General features: G+C 67.3%; 16 protein-coding genes. 11 read left to right on the top strand and 5 right to left on the bottom strand.

The features are described 5' to 3' along the window. The first annotated feature begins 100 nt into the window (after positions 1–100). The 7 genes from ubiE to O5O54_RS15240 are packed head-to-tail and all read left to right on the top strand — an operon-like array spanning position 101 to position 5,479. Entirely contained in the window at positions 101–880 is a 780-nt protein-coding gene (gene ubiE, locus O5O54_RS15270; RefSeq protein WP_279482685.1) for a bifunctional demethylmenaquinone methyltransferase/2-methoxy-6-polyprenyl-1,4-benzoquinol methylase UbiE, read from the top strand. 3 nt (positions 881–883) lie between these two features. After that, on the top strand, positions 884–2,470 hold the full coding sequence (gene ubiB, locus O5O54_RS15265; RefSeq protein WP_279482684.1) for a 2-polyprenylphenol 6-hydroxylase: 1,587 nt from the start codon (positions 884–886) through the stop codon (positions 2,468–2,470). A gap of 53 nt (positions 2,471–2,523) precedes the next feature. Next, on the top strand, positions 2,524–2,796 hold the full coding sequence (locus O5O54_RS15260) for a FitA-like ribbon-helix-helix domain-containing protein (protein ID WP_279482683.1): 273 nt from the start codon (positions 2,524–2,526) through the stop codon (positions 2,794–2,796). Further along, positions 2,793–3,200 carry a type II toxin-antitoxin system VapC family toxin gene (locus tag O5O54_RS15255; protein WP_279482682.1) on the top strand — a complete coding sequence of 136 codons (408 nt, stop codon included), beginning with the start codon at positions 2,793–2,795 and terminating at the stop codon, positions 3,198–3,200. The genes O5O54_RS15260 and O5O54_RS15255 overlap by 4 nt, the downstream gene beginning before the upstream one ends. Then, positions 3,197–4,408 carry a bifunctional phosphopantothenoylcysteine decarboxylase/phosphopantothenate--cysteine ligase CoaBC gene (coaBC, locus tag O5O54_RS15250; RefSeq protein ID WP_279482681.1) on the top strand — a complete coding sequence of 404 codons (1,212 nt, stop codon included), beginning with the start codon at positions 3,197–3,199 and terminating at the stop codon, positions 4,406–4,408. Before O5O54_RS15255 ends, coaBC begins: the two co-directional genes overlap by 4 nt. After that, positions 4,405–4,857 (top strand): dUTP diphosphatase, encoded by a 453-nt coding sequence (gene dut, locus O5O54_RS15245; RefSeq protein ID WP_279482680.1) that lies wholly within the window; start codon positions 4,405–4,407, stop codon positions 4,855–4,857. The genes coaBC and dut overlap by 4 nt, the downstream gene beginning before the upstream one ends. A 4-nt stretch (positions 4,858–4,861) precedes the next feature. Next, positions 4,862–5,479, top strand: coding sequence for a LysE family translocator (locus O5O54_RS15240; protein WP_279482679.1), 618 nt, complete (start codon positions 4,862–4,864; stop codon positions 5,477–5,479). A 5-nt stretch (positions 5,480–5,484) separates the two neighbouring features. On the opposite strand, the gene O5O54_RS15235 is transcribed toward O5O54_RS15240, so the two are convergent. Continuing rightward, complete coding sequence (locus tag O5O54_RS15235; RefSeq protein ID WP_279482678.1) at positions 5,485–6,321, bottom strand: GGDEF domain-containing protein; 837 nt, start codon at positions 6,319–6,321, stop codon at positions 5,485–5,487. 264 nt (positions 6,322–6,585) lie between these two features. Here O5O54_RS15235 and cysK point away from each other — a divergent pair, with 264 nt between their 5' ends. Both cysK and O5O54_RS15225 read left to right on the top strand, forming a co-directional pair. Next, positions 6,586–7,614 carry a cysteine synthase A gene (gene cysK / locus O5O54_RS15230; RefSeq protein WP_279482677.1) on the top strand — a complete coding sequence of 343 codons (1,029 nt, stop codon included), beginning with the start codon at positions 6,586–6,588 and terminating at the stop codon, positions 7,612–7,614. 137 nt (positions 7,615–7,751) lie between these two features. Further along, positions 7,752–8,702, top strand: coding sequence for a mechanosensitive ion channel family protein (locus O5O54_RS15225; protein ID WP_279482676.1), 951 nt, complete (start codon positions 7,752–7,754; stop codon positions 8,700–8,702). A gap of 74 nt (positions 8,703–8,776) precedes the next feature. On the opposite strand, the gene rpsU is transcribed toward O5O54_RS15225, so the two are convergent. Together rpsU and O5O54_RS15215 are read right to left on the bottom strand one after the other, a co-directional pair. Further along, entirely contained in the window at positions 8,777–9,016 is a 240-nt protein-coding gene (gene rpsU / locus O5O54_RS15220) for a 30S ribosomal protein S21 (RefSeq protein WP_119540027.1), read from the bottom strand. Positions 9,017–9,248: 232 nt separating this feature from the next. Then, positions 9,249–10,628: a cytochrome P450 gene (locus O5O54_RS15215; protein ID WP_279482675.1), complete on the bottom strand. Its 1,380-nt coding sequence runs from the start codon at positions 10,626–10,628 to the stop codon at positions 9,249–9,251. Between the two features lie 197 nt (positions 10,629–10,825). Here O5O54_RS15215 and gyrB point away from each other — a divergent pair, with 197 nt between their 5' ends. After that, positions 10,826–13,276 carry a DNA topoisomerase (ATP-hydrolyzing) subunit B gene (gene gyrB / locus O5O54_RS15210; protein WP_279482674.1) on the top strand — a complete coding sequence of 817 codons (2,451 nt, stop codon included), beginning with the start codon at positions 10,826–10,828 and terminating at the stop codon, positions 13,274–13,276. Between the two features lie 145 nt (positions 13,277–13,421). Here the strand turns inward: gyrB and O5O54_RS15205 are convergent. Both O5O54_RS15205 and O5O54_RS15200 read right to left on the bottom strand, forming a co-directional pair. Then, positions 13,422–14,524, bottom strand: a protein-coding gene (locus O5O54_RS15205; RefSeq protein WP_279482673.1) for an IS3 family transposase whose coding sequence is annotated in 2 segments (ribosomal slippage) — positions 13,422–14,263 and positions 14,263–14,524 — 1,104 coding nt in all. Because the reading frame shifts where the segments join, the coding sequence is not laid out codon by codon here. 184 nt (positions 14,525–14,708) lie between these two features. Next, on the bottom strand, positions 14,709–15,461 hold the full coding sequence (locus tag O5O54_RS15200; protein WP_279482672.1) for an IclR family transcriptional regulator: 753 nt from the start codon (positions 15,459–15,461) through the stop codon (positions 14,709–14,711). A 112-nt stretch (positions 15,462–15,573) separates the two neighbouring features. Here O5O54_RS15200 and O5O54_RS15195 point away from each other — a divergent pair, with 112 nt between their 5' ends. Then, positions 15,574–16,728: an FAD-binding oxidoreductase gene (locus O5O54_RS15195; protein ID WP_279482671.1), complete on the top strand. Its 1,155-nt coding sequence runs from the start codon at positions 15,574–15,576 to the stop codon at positions 16,726–16,728. The last annotated feature ends 32 nt before the right edge of the window (positions 16,729–16,760 follow it).

The raw sequence follows: 16,760 nt of genomic DNA, 5'->3' as shown, positions 1-16,760 counted from the left end.
TGGGTGCGGCACAAGACATGGCGTGCCAAGGCCCGTTCCGCTATGGGTCGCCGGTGGCGCCGCGCCGGTCGCGCGCCGGAATTCTGAGAGGTCGATCAGCATGTCGCGAACCCGCGTCGGCGCAACGGAGGGCATGGAAACCTCCTACGGTTTCGAGACGGTCTCGGGCCGAGAGGAGAAGCAGGCCCGCGTGAACGAGGTGTTTCACCGCGTCGCCTCCAACTACGACCTGATGAACGACCTGATGTCGGGCGGCATGCACCGCCTGTGGAAGGACGCGATGGTGCAGTGGCTCGCGCCCTCGCGCCGGCCTGGCTGGCGCTTCCTGGACGTGGCAGGCGGTACCGGCGACATCGCCTTCCGGATCGTGGACGCCTCGCGCGGCGCCGCCGAGGGCACCGTGCTCGACATCAACGCCTCCATGCTGGCCGTCGGCGCCGAGCGGGCCGAGAAGCGGGGCCTCTCCGGCAACCTCACCTTCGTCGAAGGAAATGCCGAGGACTTGAAGCTGCCGGACGACAGCTTCGACGCCTATACGATCGCCTTCGGCATCCGCAACGTGCCGCGCATCGACCTCGCGCTGTCCGAAGCCTATCGCGTGCTGAAGCCCGGCGGGCGGTTCCTGTGCCTGGAGTTCTCCGAGGTCGACTTGCCCGTCCTCGACAAGATCTACGATCTCTGGAGCTTCAAGGCGATTCCGGCCATCGGCGGCGCCGTGGCCAAGGACCGCGAGTCCTACGAGTATCTCGTGGAATCGATCCGCCGCTTCCCCAACCAGGCGAATTTCGAGGCCGCGATCCGGCGGGCCGGCTTCGAGCGCGTCACGCACCGCAACCTGACCGGGGGCATTGCGGCCATCCATTCGGGCTGGAAGCTCTAAGCCTTGAGCAATCCCGTCACCGGCACGATCGCGCTTCTGCGCGCGGTCTATATCCTGGCGCGCGAGGGGGTCGTCTCGGCGCTTCCGGCCGAGGGCCTGCCGCCCATGGCGGCGCTAGCCCACCGCGTGGCCGGGCTGATCTCCCGCCGCTCGGCCCGGCGCGCGGCGCGTTCGGAGCGCTTGTCCCAGGCGCTGAACCGGCTCGGGCCGTCCTATGTGAAGCTCGGCCAGTTCCTGGCGACCCGGCCCGACATCGTCGGCACCGAGATCGCGCTGGAGCTCAGCCAGCTCCAGGACAAGGTTCCGCCCTTCCCGCGCGAGCAGGCCATCCGCGACATCGAGGTAACGCTCGGCCGAAGGATCGACGACCTCTTCGTCGAATTCGGCGACGTGGTGGGCGCGGCCTCCATCGCCCAGGTCCACAAGGCGCGCGTCCTGACACGCGACGGCACCTATCGCGACGTCGCGGTCAAGGTCATCCGGCCGGGCGTGCGCGTGCGCTTCCGGCGCGAGCTGGAGGCCTTCGCCTTCATCGCGCGGGTGCTGGAGATGCTGGTGCGCTCCTCGCGCCGCCTGCGCCCCGTCGCGGTGGTGGAGACGCTCGCCCAGTCCACCCGGATCGAGATGGACCTCCGGCTGGAGGCGGCGGCCTCCTCCGAGATGGCCGATAACGTCGCGGGCGACCCGCATTTCCGCGTGCCCGGCATCGACTGGGAGCGCACGGGCCGCGACGTCCTGACGATGGAGTGGATCGACGGCATCAAGATGAACGACGTCGCCGCCGTGCGCGCGGCGGGTCACGACCTGCCGCGTCTCGGCGTCGATCTCGTCCAGTCCTTCCTGCGCCATTCGATGCGCGACGGCTTCTTCCATGCCGACATGCACCCCGGAAACCTCTTCGTGGTGCCGGACGGCACGATCGTGGCGGTGGATCTCGGGATCGTCGGGCGCCTGACGGCGGATTCCCGCCGCTTCCTCGCCGAGATCCTCTACGGCTTCATCCGACGCGACTATCAGCGTGTCGCCGAGGTGCATTTCGAGGCCGGCTACGTGCCGCGCACGCAGGACGTCCTCTCCTTCGCGCAGGCGCTGCGCGCGATCGGCGAGCCGATCCACGGCCAGCCGGCCGAGACCATCTCCATGGCCCATCTCCTCACCCTCCTCTTCGAGGTGACGGAGCTCTTCGACATGCAGACGCGGCCCGAGCTCGTGCTCCTGCAGAAGACCATGGTGGTGGTGGAGGGCGTCGCCCGCTCCTACGACCCGCGCTTCAACATGTGGGAAGCCGCCGAGCCGGTGGTGACGGACTACATCGTCTCCGAGCTCGGCCCCGCCGCCAAGCTGCGCGATGCGAGGAGGGGGCTGGAGGCGATCGGCCGCGTCGTCCACCGCTTCCCGGATTTCGCCGCAGGGCTCGAGGTCTTCGCCAACAACATGCCGGACCTCATCGAGAACGGTATTCACATCAACGACGACGACCTCGTCCAGCTCGCCAAGGAATCGCGCACGGGGTTGATCATCGGGCATATCGCGCAGATCGCCTCGGCGATCGCGCTGGTGGTGATCGCCTGGCAGCTGACCTTCGGGTAGGGTGGAAAAACTCCGAGGCGTTGCCGCGCCTATCGTCACAGATGGGGTGGACCATGGACACTATTCTGATCGAGGCGCTCGATCCGGTCGTTGAACGCAAGCTGCGTCAGCGCGCAGCCGAGCACGGCTTGTCCGTTTCTCAAGAAGCGGAGCGCATCCTGGCGGAAGCGCTCATGGGTGTTCCGATCACGGCGAGTAGCCCAGCGCCGCTCACGGACGAGGAGAAGCAGGCGCGCGTTCAGCGCCTCCTGTCCTATGCGCGCAAACCGGATCAGCCGATCGACTGGAAGGCTGAATCCGACGCGATATGGGATTTCCTGGAGTGATCGTCGTCGATACGTCGGCGCTCTTTGCCATTCTCGATGGCGAACCCGAGGCTGCCGATCTTCTGGGGGCGGCCGTCCAGGCCGAGAGAGTGTTCCTGTCGGCTGCCTCCCACGTCGAATTGCAGATCCTCACTCTCAGGCGTCTGGGGCCCGAAGGTTTGAAGCGCCTCGCTGCGATATTGACGAACCTGCGGGTGGGCGTCGTTCCTTTCGATCGCACACAAGCCGATATTGCACTCCTATGCGCCGAGCGTTTCGGGCGCGGGAGCGGGCATGCCGCCAAGCTTAATCTCGGCGACTGCTTCTCCTACGCGCTCGCCCGCTCTCTCGACGCGCCGCTCCTCTTCAAGGGCGACGACTTCGTCCATACCGACGTCCGCTCCGCCCTCCCGAGCCCGCCATGACCCTTGCCGACAAGCGCGTCCTCCTGATCGTCGGCGGCGGGATCGCCGCCTACAAGTGTCTCGACCTGATCCGGCGTCTGCGCGAGCGGGGGGCCAAGGTGACGCCGGTGATGACGAAGGCGGCGGGCGAGTTCGTCACGCCCCTGTCGGTCGGGGCACTCTCCGGCGTGAAGGTCTATGGCGATCTCTTCGACCGCGACGACGAGCAGGACGTCGGCCATATCCGCCTGGCCCGCGGCGCCGACCTCGTGATCCTCGCGCCCGCCAGCGCGACGCGCATGGGCAAGATGGCGGCCGGCATCGGCGATGATCTTGCGGGTGCGATCCTGCTCGCCACCCGCGCGCCGGTCCTCCTCGCGCCCGCCATGAACCCCGCGATGTGGACCCATCCGGCCACGCGCCGCAGCCTTGCCACGCTGAAGGGCGACGGCCTGCACTTCGTCGGGCCGAACCGCGGCGAGATGGCCGAAAGCGGGGAGGCGGGCGAGGGGCGTATGGCCGAGCCGCTGGAGATCGTCGCCGCCGCCGAGGCCATCCTCGGGGCGGGTCAAGGCCCGCTCGCCGGGCGGCACGTCCTCGTCACTTCCGGTCCGACGCACGAGCCGATCGACCCCGTGCGCTACATCGCCAACCGCTCGTCCGGCCGGCAGGGCCATGCGATCGCGGCAAGCCTCGCCCGGCTCGGCGCGAAGGTGACGCTGGTCTCCGGACCCGTGGCGCTGCCCGATCCGTCGGGCGTGACGACCGTCCATGTCGAGACGGCGCGCGAGATGCTGGCGGCGGTGGAGGCGGCGCTGCCGGCCGACGCCGCCGTGTTCGTCGCGGCCGTCGCCGACTGGCGCACGGATGGCGACGCCGCCCACAAGATCAAGAAGACCGCGGCCGGCCCGCCGGCTCTTCATCTCGTGGAAAACCCCGACATCCTGCGCACCGTCGGAACCGGGGCGCGCCGGCCCCGGCTCGTCGTCGGTTTTGCCGCCGAGACACGCGACCTCCTGACGAATGCGGCGGCCAAGCTGGAGCGCAAGGGCGCCGATCTTATCGTCGCCAACGACGTGTCGGGCGACGTCATGGGCGGAGAGGCCAACACGGTGCGCCTCGTCTCCCGCGAGGGCGTCGAGGAATGGCCGACGCTGCCCAAGGGGGAGGTCGCCGACCGGCTGGCCCTGGACATCGCGCGCCGACTCGCGGCAAGCGGCGAGGCATGAGCACCCGTCCGCAGATCGGCATCCGGCGCCTGCCCCACGCCGAAGGCCTCGACCTTCCCGCCTACCAGTCCGCCGGGGCGGCGGGGGCCGATATCCGCGCGGCGGTGTCCGAGCCGCTGGTGCTCGCTCCCATGGCCCGCGCCCTGGTTCCGACGGGTCTCGTGATGGACATCCCGGACGGCTGGGAGGTGCAGGTTCGCCCGCGCTCGGGGCTCGCCGCCCGGCATGGCGTAACAGTCCTCAACAGCCCCGGCACGGTGGACAGCGACTACCGCGGCGAGGTCATGGTGATCCTCGTCAACCTCGGCCCGGAGCCCTTCACGATCGGGCGCGGCGAGCGGATCGCGCAGATCGTGGTCGCCCCGGTGGCGCAGGCTCTGTTCGAGACGGTGGACGCGGTGTCCTCCTCCGGACGCGGCGCGGGCGGCTTCGGCTCGACGGGGAGGTGAGAGGATGACGCTCGCAGGATTTCTCGCCTATGCGCTGGCGCTCGGCATCGCGGCGGCGGTGCCCGGTCCCGGCGTCGTCGCCCTTGTCGCACGGGCGCTCGGGGCGGGCTTTCGCCATGGCATGGCCTTCGCCGCCGGGCTCGTCCTCGGCGACCTCGTCTACCTGTCGGCCGCCGTGTTCGGCCTGGCCCTGGTGGCGGACATGCTGGGCAGCCTGTTCGTCCTGGTGCGCTACGGCGGCGCGGTCTACCTGATGTGGCTGGCCTTTCGCCTCTGGAGCGCGGCGGGCGATCCCACCCAGGTCGCGGCCCTGAACGGCGAGCGCGCCTCGCGCAGCTTCCTGGCCGGTCTCGTCGTCACGCTCGGCAATCCGAAGACCATCGTGTTCTACCTCGCGCTCGTCCCGACGCTCGTGGATCTTCGCCGCGTGACGATGACCGACTATCTCGCCCTCGCGCTCCTGACGGCGGCGGTCCTCGTTCTGGTGATGACGCCCTATGCGGCCTTGGCCGCGCGGGCTCGCGGCTTCCTGCGCCGGCCGGCCATGCTGGCGCGCCTCAACCGCAGCGCCGCCGTGTTTCTGGCCGGCGCGGCGGTTTGGACGGTGGCGCGCCGCGCCTGATCCTCTCAGCGCGCCGTCAACCGGCGCGCCTCGCCGTCGCGCTGGCGCCGCGCGACGGGCGCGCCCTCGATCGTCGGACCCCGGCCAAGGGAGCCGAGACGGGACAGTTCGACCCGGTTCCGACCCTTGCGCTTGGCCTCGTAGAGATTGGCGTCGGCCATTCGGTAGAGCGCCTGGAAGCCGACTGATCCCCGGAAGGCGACGCCGCCGGTCGAGACGGAAAGCCTGGTGCGGCGGTCGGGCGGACCGACCTCGACGCGCGCGATCGCCAGGCGAAGCCGTTCGGCGACGATGCGCGCTTCCTCGACGCCCGCATCCTTCAGGAGGATGGCGAACTCCTCGCCCCCCAGGCGCCCCACGAGGTCGTCCTCGCGCACAGAGCGCCGCAAGGTGGAGGCGATCGCGGTGAGCGCCTCGTCGCCGACATGGTGGCCGAGCCGGTCGTTGATCTTCTTGAAGTGGTCGGCATCCAGGATCAGCAGTGCATAGTTCGTGGCGTCGCGGTTGCGCCGGCGGGCGAAGACGCCGATCTCGGCTTCGGCGGCCTGCTTGAACGCCGCGCGGTTGAGCACCTGGGTCAGTCCGTCGCGCGTCGCGGCATGGTGGAGCCGCCGGTTCTGCCGCCGAAGCTGCACGATGCGAAAGGCGGCGTAGGCCTGGAGCGGCAACGCGCAGCCGAACAGCGCGAGCAGGCAGAACAGGAGCGTGGCGCGGGTCGCCGGCAGTCCGAAGCCGTCGAACGTATAGAAGGCCGCGATCACCATGACGGCGCCCATCGTCATCGTCAGGCCGAGAAGCTCGAGGGAGAACCGCGCGAGGTCGTCGATCGAAGTCTGTCGCATGATGCCCTTGGGTCGCTGTCCGACTTCCGAGTTTGAGGCTCGCGTCTTTCGCCGAGGTGAAGCCGTTTGCGACAATTGAAGCGATCGCGCTCGACCGTGCGGCGCGTCGGGCGACGTTCATTCCGCGGCAGCGCGCTTCAGAGGCACAAAATTGCCGTGAAGAGCGTTCTGGCGGCCGGACAAGGCTGGGTCGCGGCTCGCGTTCGCCCTAGACTGAACTCCAAGCGCGAAGGCGCCGCAAACCAGGAAGAGGACGCGCATCCCATGGACAATCCCAAGAGCGAAACCGCCGCGCGCACCCATGGCCGGGGCCGGATCTACGATTCCATCCTCGACACGATCGGCGACACGCCGCTGGTGCGCTTGGACAAGCTGGCGCGCGAAAAGGGCGTGAAGGCCCATCTCGTCGCCAAGCTCGAGTTCTTCAACCCGATCGCCTCCGTGAAGGACCGCATCGGCGTCGCCATGCTGGAGGCCCTGGAAGCGGCGGGCACGATCCACCCGGGCCGCAACACGCTGATCGAGCCGACCTCGGGCAACACCGGCATCGCGCTCGCCTTCGCGGCCGCGGCCAAGGGTTATCAGCTCATCCTCACCATGCCCGAGACCATGTCGATCGAGCGGCGCAAGATGCTGCGGCTGCTCGGTGCCGAACTCGTGCTGACCGAAGGCGCGCGCGGCATGAAGGGCGCGATCGCCAAGGCCGAGGAACTCAAGGCCGAGATCCCGAACGCGGTGATCCCCCAGCAGTTCGAGAACCCGGCCAACCCGCAGATCCATCGCGTGACCACGGCCGAAGAGATCTGGAACGACACGGCGGGCGGCGTCGACATCCTCGTATCGGGCATCGGCACGGGCGGCACCATCACCGGCACCGGCCAGGTGCTCAAGAGCCGAAAGCCCGGCGTCAAGGTCGTGGCCGTGGAGCCGGAGGCCTCGCCGGTCCTGTCCGGCGGCGCGCCGGGGCCGCACAAGATCCAGGGCATCGGCGCGGGCTTTGCGCCGCCCATCCTCGACCGCGAGATCTACGACGAGGTCGTGACCGTCTCCAACGACGACAGCTTCGAGACCGCCCGCCTCGTGGCGCGCCTCGAAGGCGTGCCGGTCGGCATCTCGTCGGGCGCGGCGCTCGCGGCCGCGATCAAGGTCGGCCAGCGCGAGGAGAACGCCGGCAAGACCATCGTCGTGATCATCCCCTCCTTCGCCGAGCGCTACCTCTCGACCGCGTTGTTCGAAGGGCTGGTGGACGAGGCCGAGCCCAAGGAGCCGCCGCGCGGCACCCCCTCGATCTGACGTCGGCCGAGGATAACCCACGGAAAGGGTCGCGCTCAGCGGCCCTTTCCTTTTGGGCCGCCTGTCCCTTGTAAGGGAGGCGCCGTGCGGGAGGCGGCGTTCGCCCGACGCATCGCCGCCAGAACGGACCGACAGGAATGCCCATTCAGGAAACGCTGGAAACCTCTCACACCTTTCTCACGCGTCTGGCCTCGGAGGCCGCCGCCTTTCTTCCCAATCTCGTCGCCGCGATCCTGATTCTTGCCGCCGGCTTCTTTCTCGCCGGACGGCTGGCGCATCTCGTCACGCGGGCCTTCGGCGTCTCGTCCAAGATCGACGTGACGGTGCGCGAGCCGCTGGTCGCGATCGTGCGGTACGTGGTGATCATCCTCACGCTGATCATCGCCCTCGGCCAGGTCGGCGTGCAGATGACCTCGCTGCTGGCCGTGCTCGGCGCCGCGGGCCTTGCCGTCGGCTTGGCCCTGCAGGGCACGCTCACCAACATCGCCGCCGGCATCATGCTCCTGTGGCTGCGCCCGTTCCGCGTCGGCGACTATATCGAGACCCAGAACGTCGCCGGCCGCGTTCACGAGATCGGGCTCTTCGTGTCCCATCTCGAGACGTTCGACGGCCTGTTCGTCTTCGCGCCGAACTCGACGCTGTGGAACGTCTGGATGCGCAACCACTCGCGCGCCGCCTCGCGCCTACTCGCGTGGTCGGTGACCGTGCCGCGCGACATGCCCTTCGAGGACGCGCGGCAGGCGCTGATCGAGGCGTGGCAGGGGGCGGACCGGGAGGGCCGGCTCAGCGAGCCCGTGGCCTTTCTCGACCAGTTGACCGCCGATGCGCAGGTCCTGGTGCTGCGCGGACGCGTGACGGAGGGCGAGACGGCGACGGCTCAGCGGCGGATCGCGGAAGCCATCCGCCTGCGTTTCGCGGAGCGCTTCGGCAGCGGCATGGAGCCGAAGGCGATCCAGCGCATCGTGCCGACCGACAGCGATCCCTCGCGCTATCTCGGCCAGGACGAGGCGCCGGCGGCCAATCCGGCCCTCGTCAACAACAGGCCGGAAGCGCCGAGCCAGGGCGTCGTCGACAACCCACGCGGATAAAGAAGCGGGACAATCGAAAAGGGCGGCGGATCCGAAGATCCACCGCCCTCACGAAACTCGAAAGGCGCGTCGGCTCAGCGGCCGGGACGAACGGCCTTCTTGGGCGCGGGCAGAAGACCCTCGCGCTGGGCCTGCTTGCGGGCGGCCTTGCGGGTGCGGCGGATGGCATCCTGCTTCTCGCGGACGCGGCGCTCGGACGGCTTCTCGTAAGCCCGGCGCTCCTTCATCTCGCGGAAGACGCCCTCACGCTGGAGCTTCTTCTTCAGGGCGCGCAGCGCCTGTTCCACATTGTTGTCGCGAACGTCGACCTTCATGGGCATCCTTTCGATAAGGGCCGGGGCGTGGCCCCGTGGGTTGAGGTCCGGGGATCACCCGGAAGTTCCAGTGTTCATTCGTCCGTCGGCGGCGGAGCCGAATGGCTCGGGGCCTCTCCCGGGGGGATAGGCCACGTCCGTCGCGGTCGGCAGGCAAACGATCGCGTGTCAATGGCGCCTTTCGCTGCCAAAATCAAGGTGCAACCGCCTCTTCCCGGCGGATCGTGTCGCGTCATCGCGTCTTTTGCCGCCGGGAGACGCGCATGGGCAGGCCGTCGCGCGGCTGGACCGTGATCTTCTGCACCGGGTGCGGCGGCCGGGCGCCGACATAGTCGAAGCGCAGCTCCTTCAGGAGACAGGCGAGCGCGATCACGCCTTCCTGAAGGGCGAAGGAGGCGCCGATGCACACGCGCGGACCGACGCCGAAGGGAATGTACTGGAAGCGGTCGAGGCGCGACCGATTCTGCGGCAGGAACCGATCCGGCTTGAAGTGCCACGGATCGTCCCACAGCGCCTCGTGCCGGTGGACGAGCCACGGCAGGACGAGGAGCGAGGCGCCGGCCGGCACTTCGAGCCCGCACACCTCGTCGCGCTCCAGCGCCATGCGGTTGAGCGAAGGGGCGGGCGGATAGAGCCGCATCGCCTCTTCCAGCGCGGCGCGCGTGCGCGGCAGCGCGTCGGCCCATTCGCGCGGGTCGGGCAGGCCCGGCAGCGCCTCGTCCAGCTCGCGCTCGACCTTCTCGCGCTCGGCCGGAGCGCTGGCGAGAAGATACAGCGTCCAGCCGAGCGCCCGGGCCGTGGTCTCGTGGCCGGCTCCGATGAAGGTGATGATGTTGTCCTCGACCTCCGCCTGCGACAGGCCGTCCGTCCGCAGGAGAAGGGTCAGGAGATCGCGCGGCGCCCCTTCCGGGTCCTGCGCCAGCAGCGTGCGCCGTCGCTCGGCCGTCTCGGCGATGAGGCGGCGGAAATAGGCCGTCGAGCGACGCCCGAGGAAGCGGCCGATGCGCGGCAGAAAGGCCGGCGCGTCGAGAAGATCGAGCGGATCGACGCGCCCCATGCGGTGGAGGAAGTCGTCCATGGCCCGCGCGAACTCGACGGGCTCGCCGGCGATCGCGTCGGTGAAGAGCGTCGCCTGCAGGATGTCGTAGGTGAGGAGCGTCATCTCGTTCGCCGCGTCCACCGATCCCGCGGCGGTTCCGGCGGCGAGCCGTTCGGCGAAGGCCTGCGAGCGGTCCGCCATGATGGGCGCGAGCCCGCCGATGTTGCGCGGGGTGAAGATCGGCGCCATCGCGCGGCGCGTGCGGCGCCAGAGCTCGCCCTCGGCGGTCAGGAGGCCGTCGCGCAGCATGGGCCGCAGCACGCGCTGGCGCAGCGGCTGCATGGCATAGTTTCCCGCATTGTCGACGAGGCAGTGGCGGATCGCCGCCGGATCGTTGACGATGATCGTGGGAACCTTCAGCCAGTCGTCGCGCAGCACCTTCTCGCGATAGGCGCGCTCGCCCCAGATCTCGATCGGGTTGCGCATCGCGGTCCAGATGAAGGCCGGCGTCGAGAGCGGGCGCGGCTGCGGGCGTGGGGCGGGGGCGAGGAAGGCCTCGGCGGTTGCGGACATCGCGCTGTCCTCCGGTTGGTCGGAGCGGCTGATATGGGGAGGCGGTGCGCTGGCCGAAAGCCCGGCGGCCTTTGCTGGAAAGCTCTGGAAAGCTTGGATTCCGGGGCGGAAACCATTATATCCGGAAGGCCCGGACGGGCAGGAGTGCAGGGCGGGCGGAGCTGTCACGCTCCCTCTCGCGTCACCACAGGAACATCATGTCAGAAGCCTTCGAGACGAACACCGGCGCGGCGGCCGAGTACGGCGCCGATTCCATCAAGGTGCTGAAGGGTCTCGACGCCGTCCGCAAGCGTCCCGGCATGTATATCGGCGACACGGACGACGGCTCCGGCCTCCACCACATGGTCTACGAGGTGGTGGACAACGCGATCGACGAGGCCCTGGCCGGCCACGCGACGCTGGTCACCGTCACGCTCAACCCCGACGGCTCCTGCACCGTGACCGACAACGGCCGCGGCATTCCGACCGACATCCACTCCTCCGAAGGCGTCTCGGCGGCCGAGGTCATCATGACCCAGCTCCACGCCGGCGGTAAGTTCGACCAGAATTCCTACAAGGTCTCGGGCGGTCTTCACGGCGTCGGCGTTTCCGTCGTCAACGCGCTGTCGGTGTGGCTGAAGATGAAGATCCGCCGCAAGGGGCAGATCCACGAGATGAGCTTCACCCACGGCGTCGCCGACGCGCCGCTGAAGGTGACAGGCGATGCAGGCTCCGAGACGGGGACGGCCATCACCTTCCTGCCCTCGACGGACACGTTCCGGGGCGTGACGACCTTCGACTACGGCACGCTGGAGCATCGCCTTCGCGAGCTCGCCTTCCTGAATTCGGGCGTGCGCATCGTCCTGTCGGACAAGCGCCATGCCGACGAGAAGCGCAACGAGCTGTTCTACGAGGGCGGGCTCGAGGCCTTCGTCCGCTATCTCGACCGCGCCCGCAAGCCGCTGATCGCCGAGCCGATCACCGTGAAGGCGGAGCGCGAAGGCATCACGGTGGAAGCCGCGCTCTGGTGGAACGACAGCTACCAGGACAACGTCCTGTGCTTCACCAACAACATTCCCCAGCGCGACGGCGGCACGCACATGGCGGGCTTCCGCGGCGCGCTGACGCGTCAGGTGATCGGCTATGCCGAAAGCTCCGGCCAGCTCAAGAAGGAAAAGGTCCAGCCGACCGGCGACGACTGCCGGGAAGGGTTGACCTGCGTCCTGTCGGTCAAGGTGCCGGATCCGAAGTTCTCGTCCCAGACCAAGGGCAAGCTGGTCTCGTCCGAGGTGCGCCCGGTGGTGGAGGGCGCCATGAACGAGGCGCTGAGCTCCTGGTTCGAGGAGCACCCGTCGGACGCGCGTACCGTGGTCGGCAAGATGGTCCAGGCGGCGGCCGCCCGCGAGGCGGCGCGAAAGGCGCGCGAGACCGTGCGCAAGGACGTCATGAGCGTCTCGACGCTGCCCGGCAAGCTCGCCGACTGCCAGGAGAAGGACCCCGCCAAGAGCGAGATCTTCATCGTCGAGGGCGATTCGGCCGGCGGCTCGGCCAAGGGCGCCCGCTCGCGCCAGAACCAGGCGATCCTGCCCCTGCGCGGCAAGATCCTGAACGTCGAGCGCGTGCGTTTCGACCGAATGATCTCGTCCGACCAGATCGGCACCTTGATCACCGCGCTCGGCACCGGCATCGGCACGTTCGAGGGCTCGACCTACGGGTTCGACGCCGACAAGCTGCGCTACCACAAGATCATCATCATGACGGACGCCGACGTCGACGGCGCCCATATCCGCACGTTGCTCCTCACCTTCTTCTTCCGGCAGATGCCGGAGCTGATCGAGCGCGGCTACGTCTACATCGCCCAGCCGCCGCTTTATAAGGTGACGCGCGGCAAGCAGAGCCAGTATCTCAAGAACGAGAAGGCCCTGGAGAACTACCTGATCGACGGCGGGCTGGAAGACGCGGTGCTGACGCTGGGTTCGGGCGAGGTCCGTTCCGGCCGCGACCTCCGCGCCGTGGTGGACGATGCGCTGCAGGTTCGGCAGATCCTGAACGGCCTCCATTCGCGCTATGCCCGGCCGGTGGTCGAGCATGCGGCCGTCGCGGGTGCCCTCAGCCCCGCGGTCGCGGAGAACCGCGGCGAGGCCGAGGTCATGGCCGATCGCATCGCCAAGGCGCTGGACGCCGTGGCCGAGGAGACCGAGCGCGGCTGGATCGGCGAGGCGGACGGCGAGGGGGGCTACCGCTTCCAGCGCACTGTGCGCGGCGTCCTGGAGGTCCAGGCACTCGACGCCGCCCTGATCGCCTCGGCCGACGCCATCGCACTGCACCGCCTGGCCGGCCGGCTCGGCGAGATCTACGACACGCCGCCGGTTCTCAAGCGCAAGGAAACCGAGCGCACCCTGTCGGGGCCGCTCGATCTCCTCAACGCCGTCTTCGAGGTCGGCCGCAAGGGCTTGTCGCTCCAGCGCTACAAGGGCCTCGGCGAGATGGACCCCGTACAGCTCTGGGAAACCACGCTCGACCCGGAGGTCCGCTCGCTCCTCCAGGTGAAGATCGCCGACGCCACGGACGCCGACCAGCTCTTCGCCCGCCTGATGGGCGACGAGGTCGAGCCGCGCCGCGAGTTCATTCAGGACAACGCCCTGCAGGTCGCCAACCTCGACATCTGAGGCGGCTGACTCGATGTGCTGTTGCGCAATTATCTCCCGTTTGTTGCGCATAAAATATAGTTTTGTTGCGCAATTAGCCGGGGGCAGGAGTGATTGATCCGCTCCCAAACCTTGGACCGGCGGAAGCTGGAGTTTCCCGGCTTCGTCACGACGGCGGGCCGGTGGCGCCGTCGGGATTGATGAACGAGATCGGGACCTTGTTCCCGATCGCCCCGTGTGGGCGCTCCTCGTTGTAGTATCTGCGCCAACCCTCCAACTTTTCCACGGCGTCGGCAAGCGTCAGGAGCCAGTGCTGGTTGAGGCACTCCGCTCGGAACCTTCCGTTGAAGGCTTCAATGTAGGCGTTGTCGGTGGGCTTGCCCGGCCGGGAGAAGTCCAGTGTCACGCCATTCGTGTAGGCCCATAGGTCGAGTTCGCGGGATACGAACTCGGTGCCCTGATCGACGCGGATGGTCTTGGGATAACCGATGACGGGACAGATTTGCTCGAGCGTTCGCACGACGTCCTCGGCCCGATATCGGCACCGAGGGTCGAGCGCGGGCACGTAGCGGCTGAACGTATCGATGATCGTGAGAATCCTGATCTTCCTGTCCATCGCGAGCTGATCGTGGACGAAGTCCATCGCCCAGACCTCGTTCGGGCCGGCAGCCATCTGCCGATCGTCCCGGAGTTTGGCCTTTACCCGCTGCTTCGGCGTTTTGTTCCGCAGTTGCAGGTAGAGATCCCTGTAGACCCGATAGGTTCGCTTGATGTTGCCAGCCCAGCCCTCGCGCCGAAGCAGTACGTGAACGCGACGGTAACCGTAGCTGACCCGCGTTATGCAGATGTCCTTGATGCGAGCTGCCAAACCGGCCTGATCCCGGCGACGGGACTTGTAGTGATAGGTCGAGGTGTCGAACTCCAGGACCCGGCAAGCTCGCCGGATCGAGACACCCCATTCCTTGCACGTCTCCGCCACCAGCTCGCGTTTGCGGCCAGGCCTCACAGTTTTCGGCGGATCACGTCCTGCAGCATCTCCTTGTCCAACGACAGGTCCGCGACGAGTTTGCGAAGCTTTCCGTTCTCGTCTTCGAGCTGCTTCAGCCGCCTCATCTCCGTCGGCAGCAGACCGTCATACTTCTTCTTCCAGTTGAAGTAGGTCGCCTGGCTGATCCCGGCCCGTCGGCATATCTCGGCGACTGCGATGCCATCAGCGCCCTGCTTCAAAATGAACGCCTTCTGGGCGTCCGAGAACTTCGATGCCTTCATCGTTCTCCGCTCCTCCCGGCCAAGGGATGCTACCGCAGAAAACTCCAGTTCAGAACGATCCAGTTTTTCGGGAGCAGATCACCTTTCCTTCGATCAAACTCCACGCCGTTCGCATCAGGATCAGTGCGATAAGCCCGCGGACTACAGGGTCGGTCGACCAGATTGTATAGCCTGCCTACATCGATCAGGCGGATGGGCAGGCTGAAATAGCGGCCCGGATCTCGGTAGCGATCTCGGCTGCGCGTTTTGGGTTCAGCAGCGAAGCCGGAATAGCGATGGAGATGGCAGCGGCGGTTTTCCCCCAACTCGCTACAACAGGAACGCCAACACCCCCTGCGTCTGGGAAGGTTTCCCCAATATCGTAGCTGTATCCCAGCATGCGCGCCCGTTCTAAGGTTTGACGCACCTTCGTCGTATCCGCTCCGTTGTATCGCTCGAACCTTGCCGCGTTGTGGTCGATGGTACTGTTTGCCAAGCGTGTGTCGAGAAGGGTCAGGAGACTGATTGAGCCAGGGCCAATGCCCAGCGGAACACGGCCTCCAATACCCCCTGTCAGGGTTTGCACGAAGGCGGTGCCTTCGTGCATGTCGATGCAGATGGCATCGAAGCCTGCGCGGACCATCAGATAACTTGCCTGCTGAGTAACTGCTGCAACCTCGGCTAGAGCGGGCCGGTAGCGACGGACGAGTTCGATCGTTGAGGACGGACGATTGGCTAGGCCGAAAATTGCGGGGCCAAGCCGATAGTGTCCATATCGTCCAGCGTTCTCGACAAAACCGCTCTTCGACAGGGCGATCAAGCCTCGACGGACGGCAGATTTTGCTCCACCCAGATGCTGCGACAGAGCTTGCAGGGATAGTCCATCGCTTCCGGCAGCCCCAAGGTGGATGAGAATCTCTGCTGCCCTTTCGGTCGTACTGGAACTCTCCGTCGACACAGCCAATCTCCGTACAAACTTCTCGATATACCTTTTATCGGCACCGATTGCTTTGTCAAAAACGCATTATCGGGCCAGTCTAGGGCAGGAGATCAGCGATCGGGGAATGGCAATGCGCTTCGATATTGCAGTGGTAGGGGCGGGCATCAGTGGATCTGCAACAGCATACGAGCTGGCGCTCCGCGGACATAAGGTCGTCTTGATCGATCAATACGGCCCCGCGGCCATGGCATCTGGGTGGACCCTCGCCGGCGTGCGGCAATCGGGCCGCCACCCAGCTGAGGTGCCATTGGCAAAGCGCGCGGTCGAGCTTTGGCAGGACCTTGCCGAGCGGCTCGACGGTCCGACCCATTATCGGCAGGTCGGCAACCTGCGCTGCGCTCGCGACGAGAGTGAGGTCCAACGCATCAAGGCCGTTGTTGCCGAGCACGAAGATGCTGGTCTTGAGATGAAGCTGTTGGAAGGAGTCGCTGTGCGCGACGCAGTGCCGGTAGTTTCGGAACGTGTGCTGGCCGCAAGTTTCTGCCCAAGTGACGGCCACGCCGACCCTTCTGCGACGGTCGGGGCCTTCGTGGCAGCAGGTGAGCGCCATGGCGTGGTGACGCGGTTCGGCGAGCGAGTCGAAGCGGTGGAGGTTCGTGCCGGAGGAAGCAAAAGCGTGCGAACACCGGCCGGGCGGTACGACGTATCGCAGGTCGTGCTCGCGACCGGGGTCCACGGCAACGAGCTGATCGCGCCCTTCGACCTGCGTGTGCCGTTCGAAGTTATGAGTGCGACGATGCTCCGTTCCGTATCCACCCCGGGCGAGCCACTGCCCGTAATCGGCGTCGCGAACGGCGACACGACCCTTCGCCAGGAGGTCGGCGGAGAGTTCCGTTTCGGTGGCGGTCACGAAACCTGGGACGGGCGGGCGCAGTACAATCCACGCCCGCAGGTCCGGCCGACCACCGACAGCGTGCTGCGCATTCTGGAAAGTGTGCGCAGTCTCGTTCCGATGATGGCGAACGTGCGCGTCGATAAAGTCTGGTGCGGGTTGATCGATCAGACGGTCGATGCGTTGCCGGTGATCGACGTCTTGCCAGAGGCTGGCGGACTGGTGCTGGCCACCGGCTTCTCCGGACACGGCTTCTGCCTCGGTCCCGTCACCGGTCAGATCCTGGCGGATTTGGCGGAAGGGGGCGCGACCGAACTGCCGATCGATCCTTTCCGGCTCTCGCGCTTCAACTCGCATCGAGGTCACTCCACGCCGGTGGAGCTGCACGGCTGACCGGGAGGGCGACGCCCGGCTTACTCCTCTTC

This window comes from Aureimonas sp. SK2, assembly GCF_029813115.1.
Lineage (GTDB): Bacteria > Pseudomonadota > Alphaproteobacteria > Rhizobiales > Rhizobiaceae > Aureimonas.
This window is presented reverse-complemented; position numbering and strand designations above follow the sequence as displayed.

Coding starts and splice junctions, on each gene's coding strand:
- ubiE (WP_279482685.1), top strand. CDS start 101: ATGTCGCGAACCCGCGTCGGCGCAACGGAGGGCATGGAAACCTCCTAC.
- O5O54_RS15260 (WP_279482683.1), top strand. CDS start 2,524: ATGGACACTATTCTGATCGAGGCGCTCGATCCGGTCGTTGAACGCAAG.
- coaBC (WP_279482681.1), top strand. CDS start 3,197: ATGACCCTTGCCGACAAGCGCGTCCTCCTGATCGTCGGCGGCGGGATC.
- dut (WP_279482680.1), top strand. CDS start 4,405: ATGAGCACCCGTCCGCAGATCGGCATCCGGCGCCTGCCCCACGCCGAA.
- O5O54_RS15240 (WP_279482679.1), top strand. CDS start 4,862: ATGACGCTCGCAGGATTTCTCGCCTATGCGCTGGCGCTCGGCATCGCG.
- O5O54_RS15235 (WP_279482678.1), bottom strand. CDS start 6,321: ATGCGACAGACTTCGATCGACGACCTCGCGCGGTTCTCCCTCGAGCTT.
- cysK (WP_279482677.1), top strand. CDS start 6,586: ATGGACAATCCCAAGAGCGAAACCGCCGCGCGCACCCATGGCCGGGGC.
- O5O54_RS15225 (WP_279482676.1), top strand. CDS start 7,752: ATGCCCATTCAGGAAACGCTGGAAACCTCTCACACCTTTCTCACGCGT.
- rpsU (WP_119540027.1), bottom strand. CDS start 9,016: ATGAAGGTCGACGTTCGCGACAACAATGTGGAACAGGCGCTGCGCGCC.
- O5O54_RS15215 (WP_279482675.1), bottom strand. CDS start 10,628: ATGTCCGCAACCGCCGAGGCCTTCCTCGCCCCCGCCCCACGCCCGCAG.
- gyrB (WP_279482674.1), top strand. CDS start 10,826: ATGTCAGAAGCCTTCGAGACGAACACCGGCGCGGCGGCCGAGTACGGC.
- O5O54_RS15195 (WP_279482671.1), top strand. CDS start 15,574: ATGCGCTTCGATATTGCAGTGGTAGGGGCGGGCATCAGTGGATCTGCA.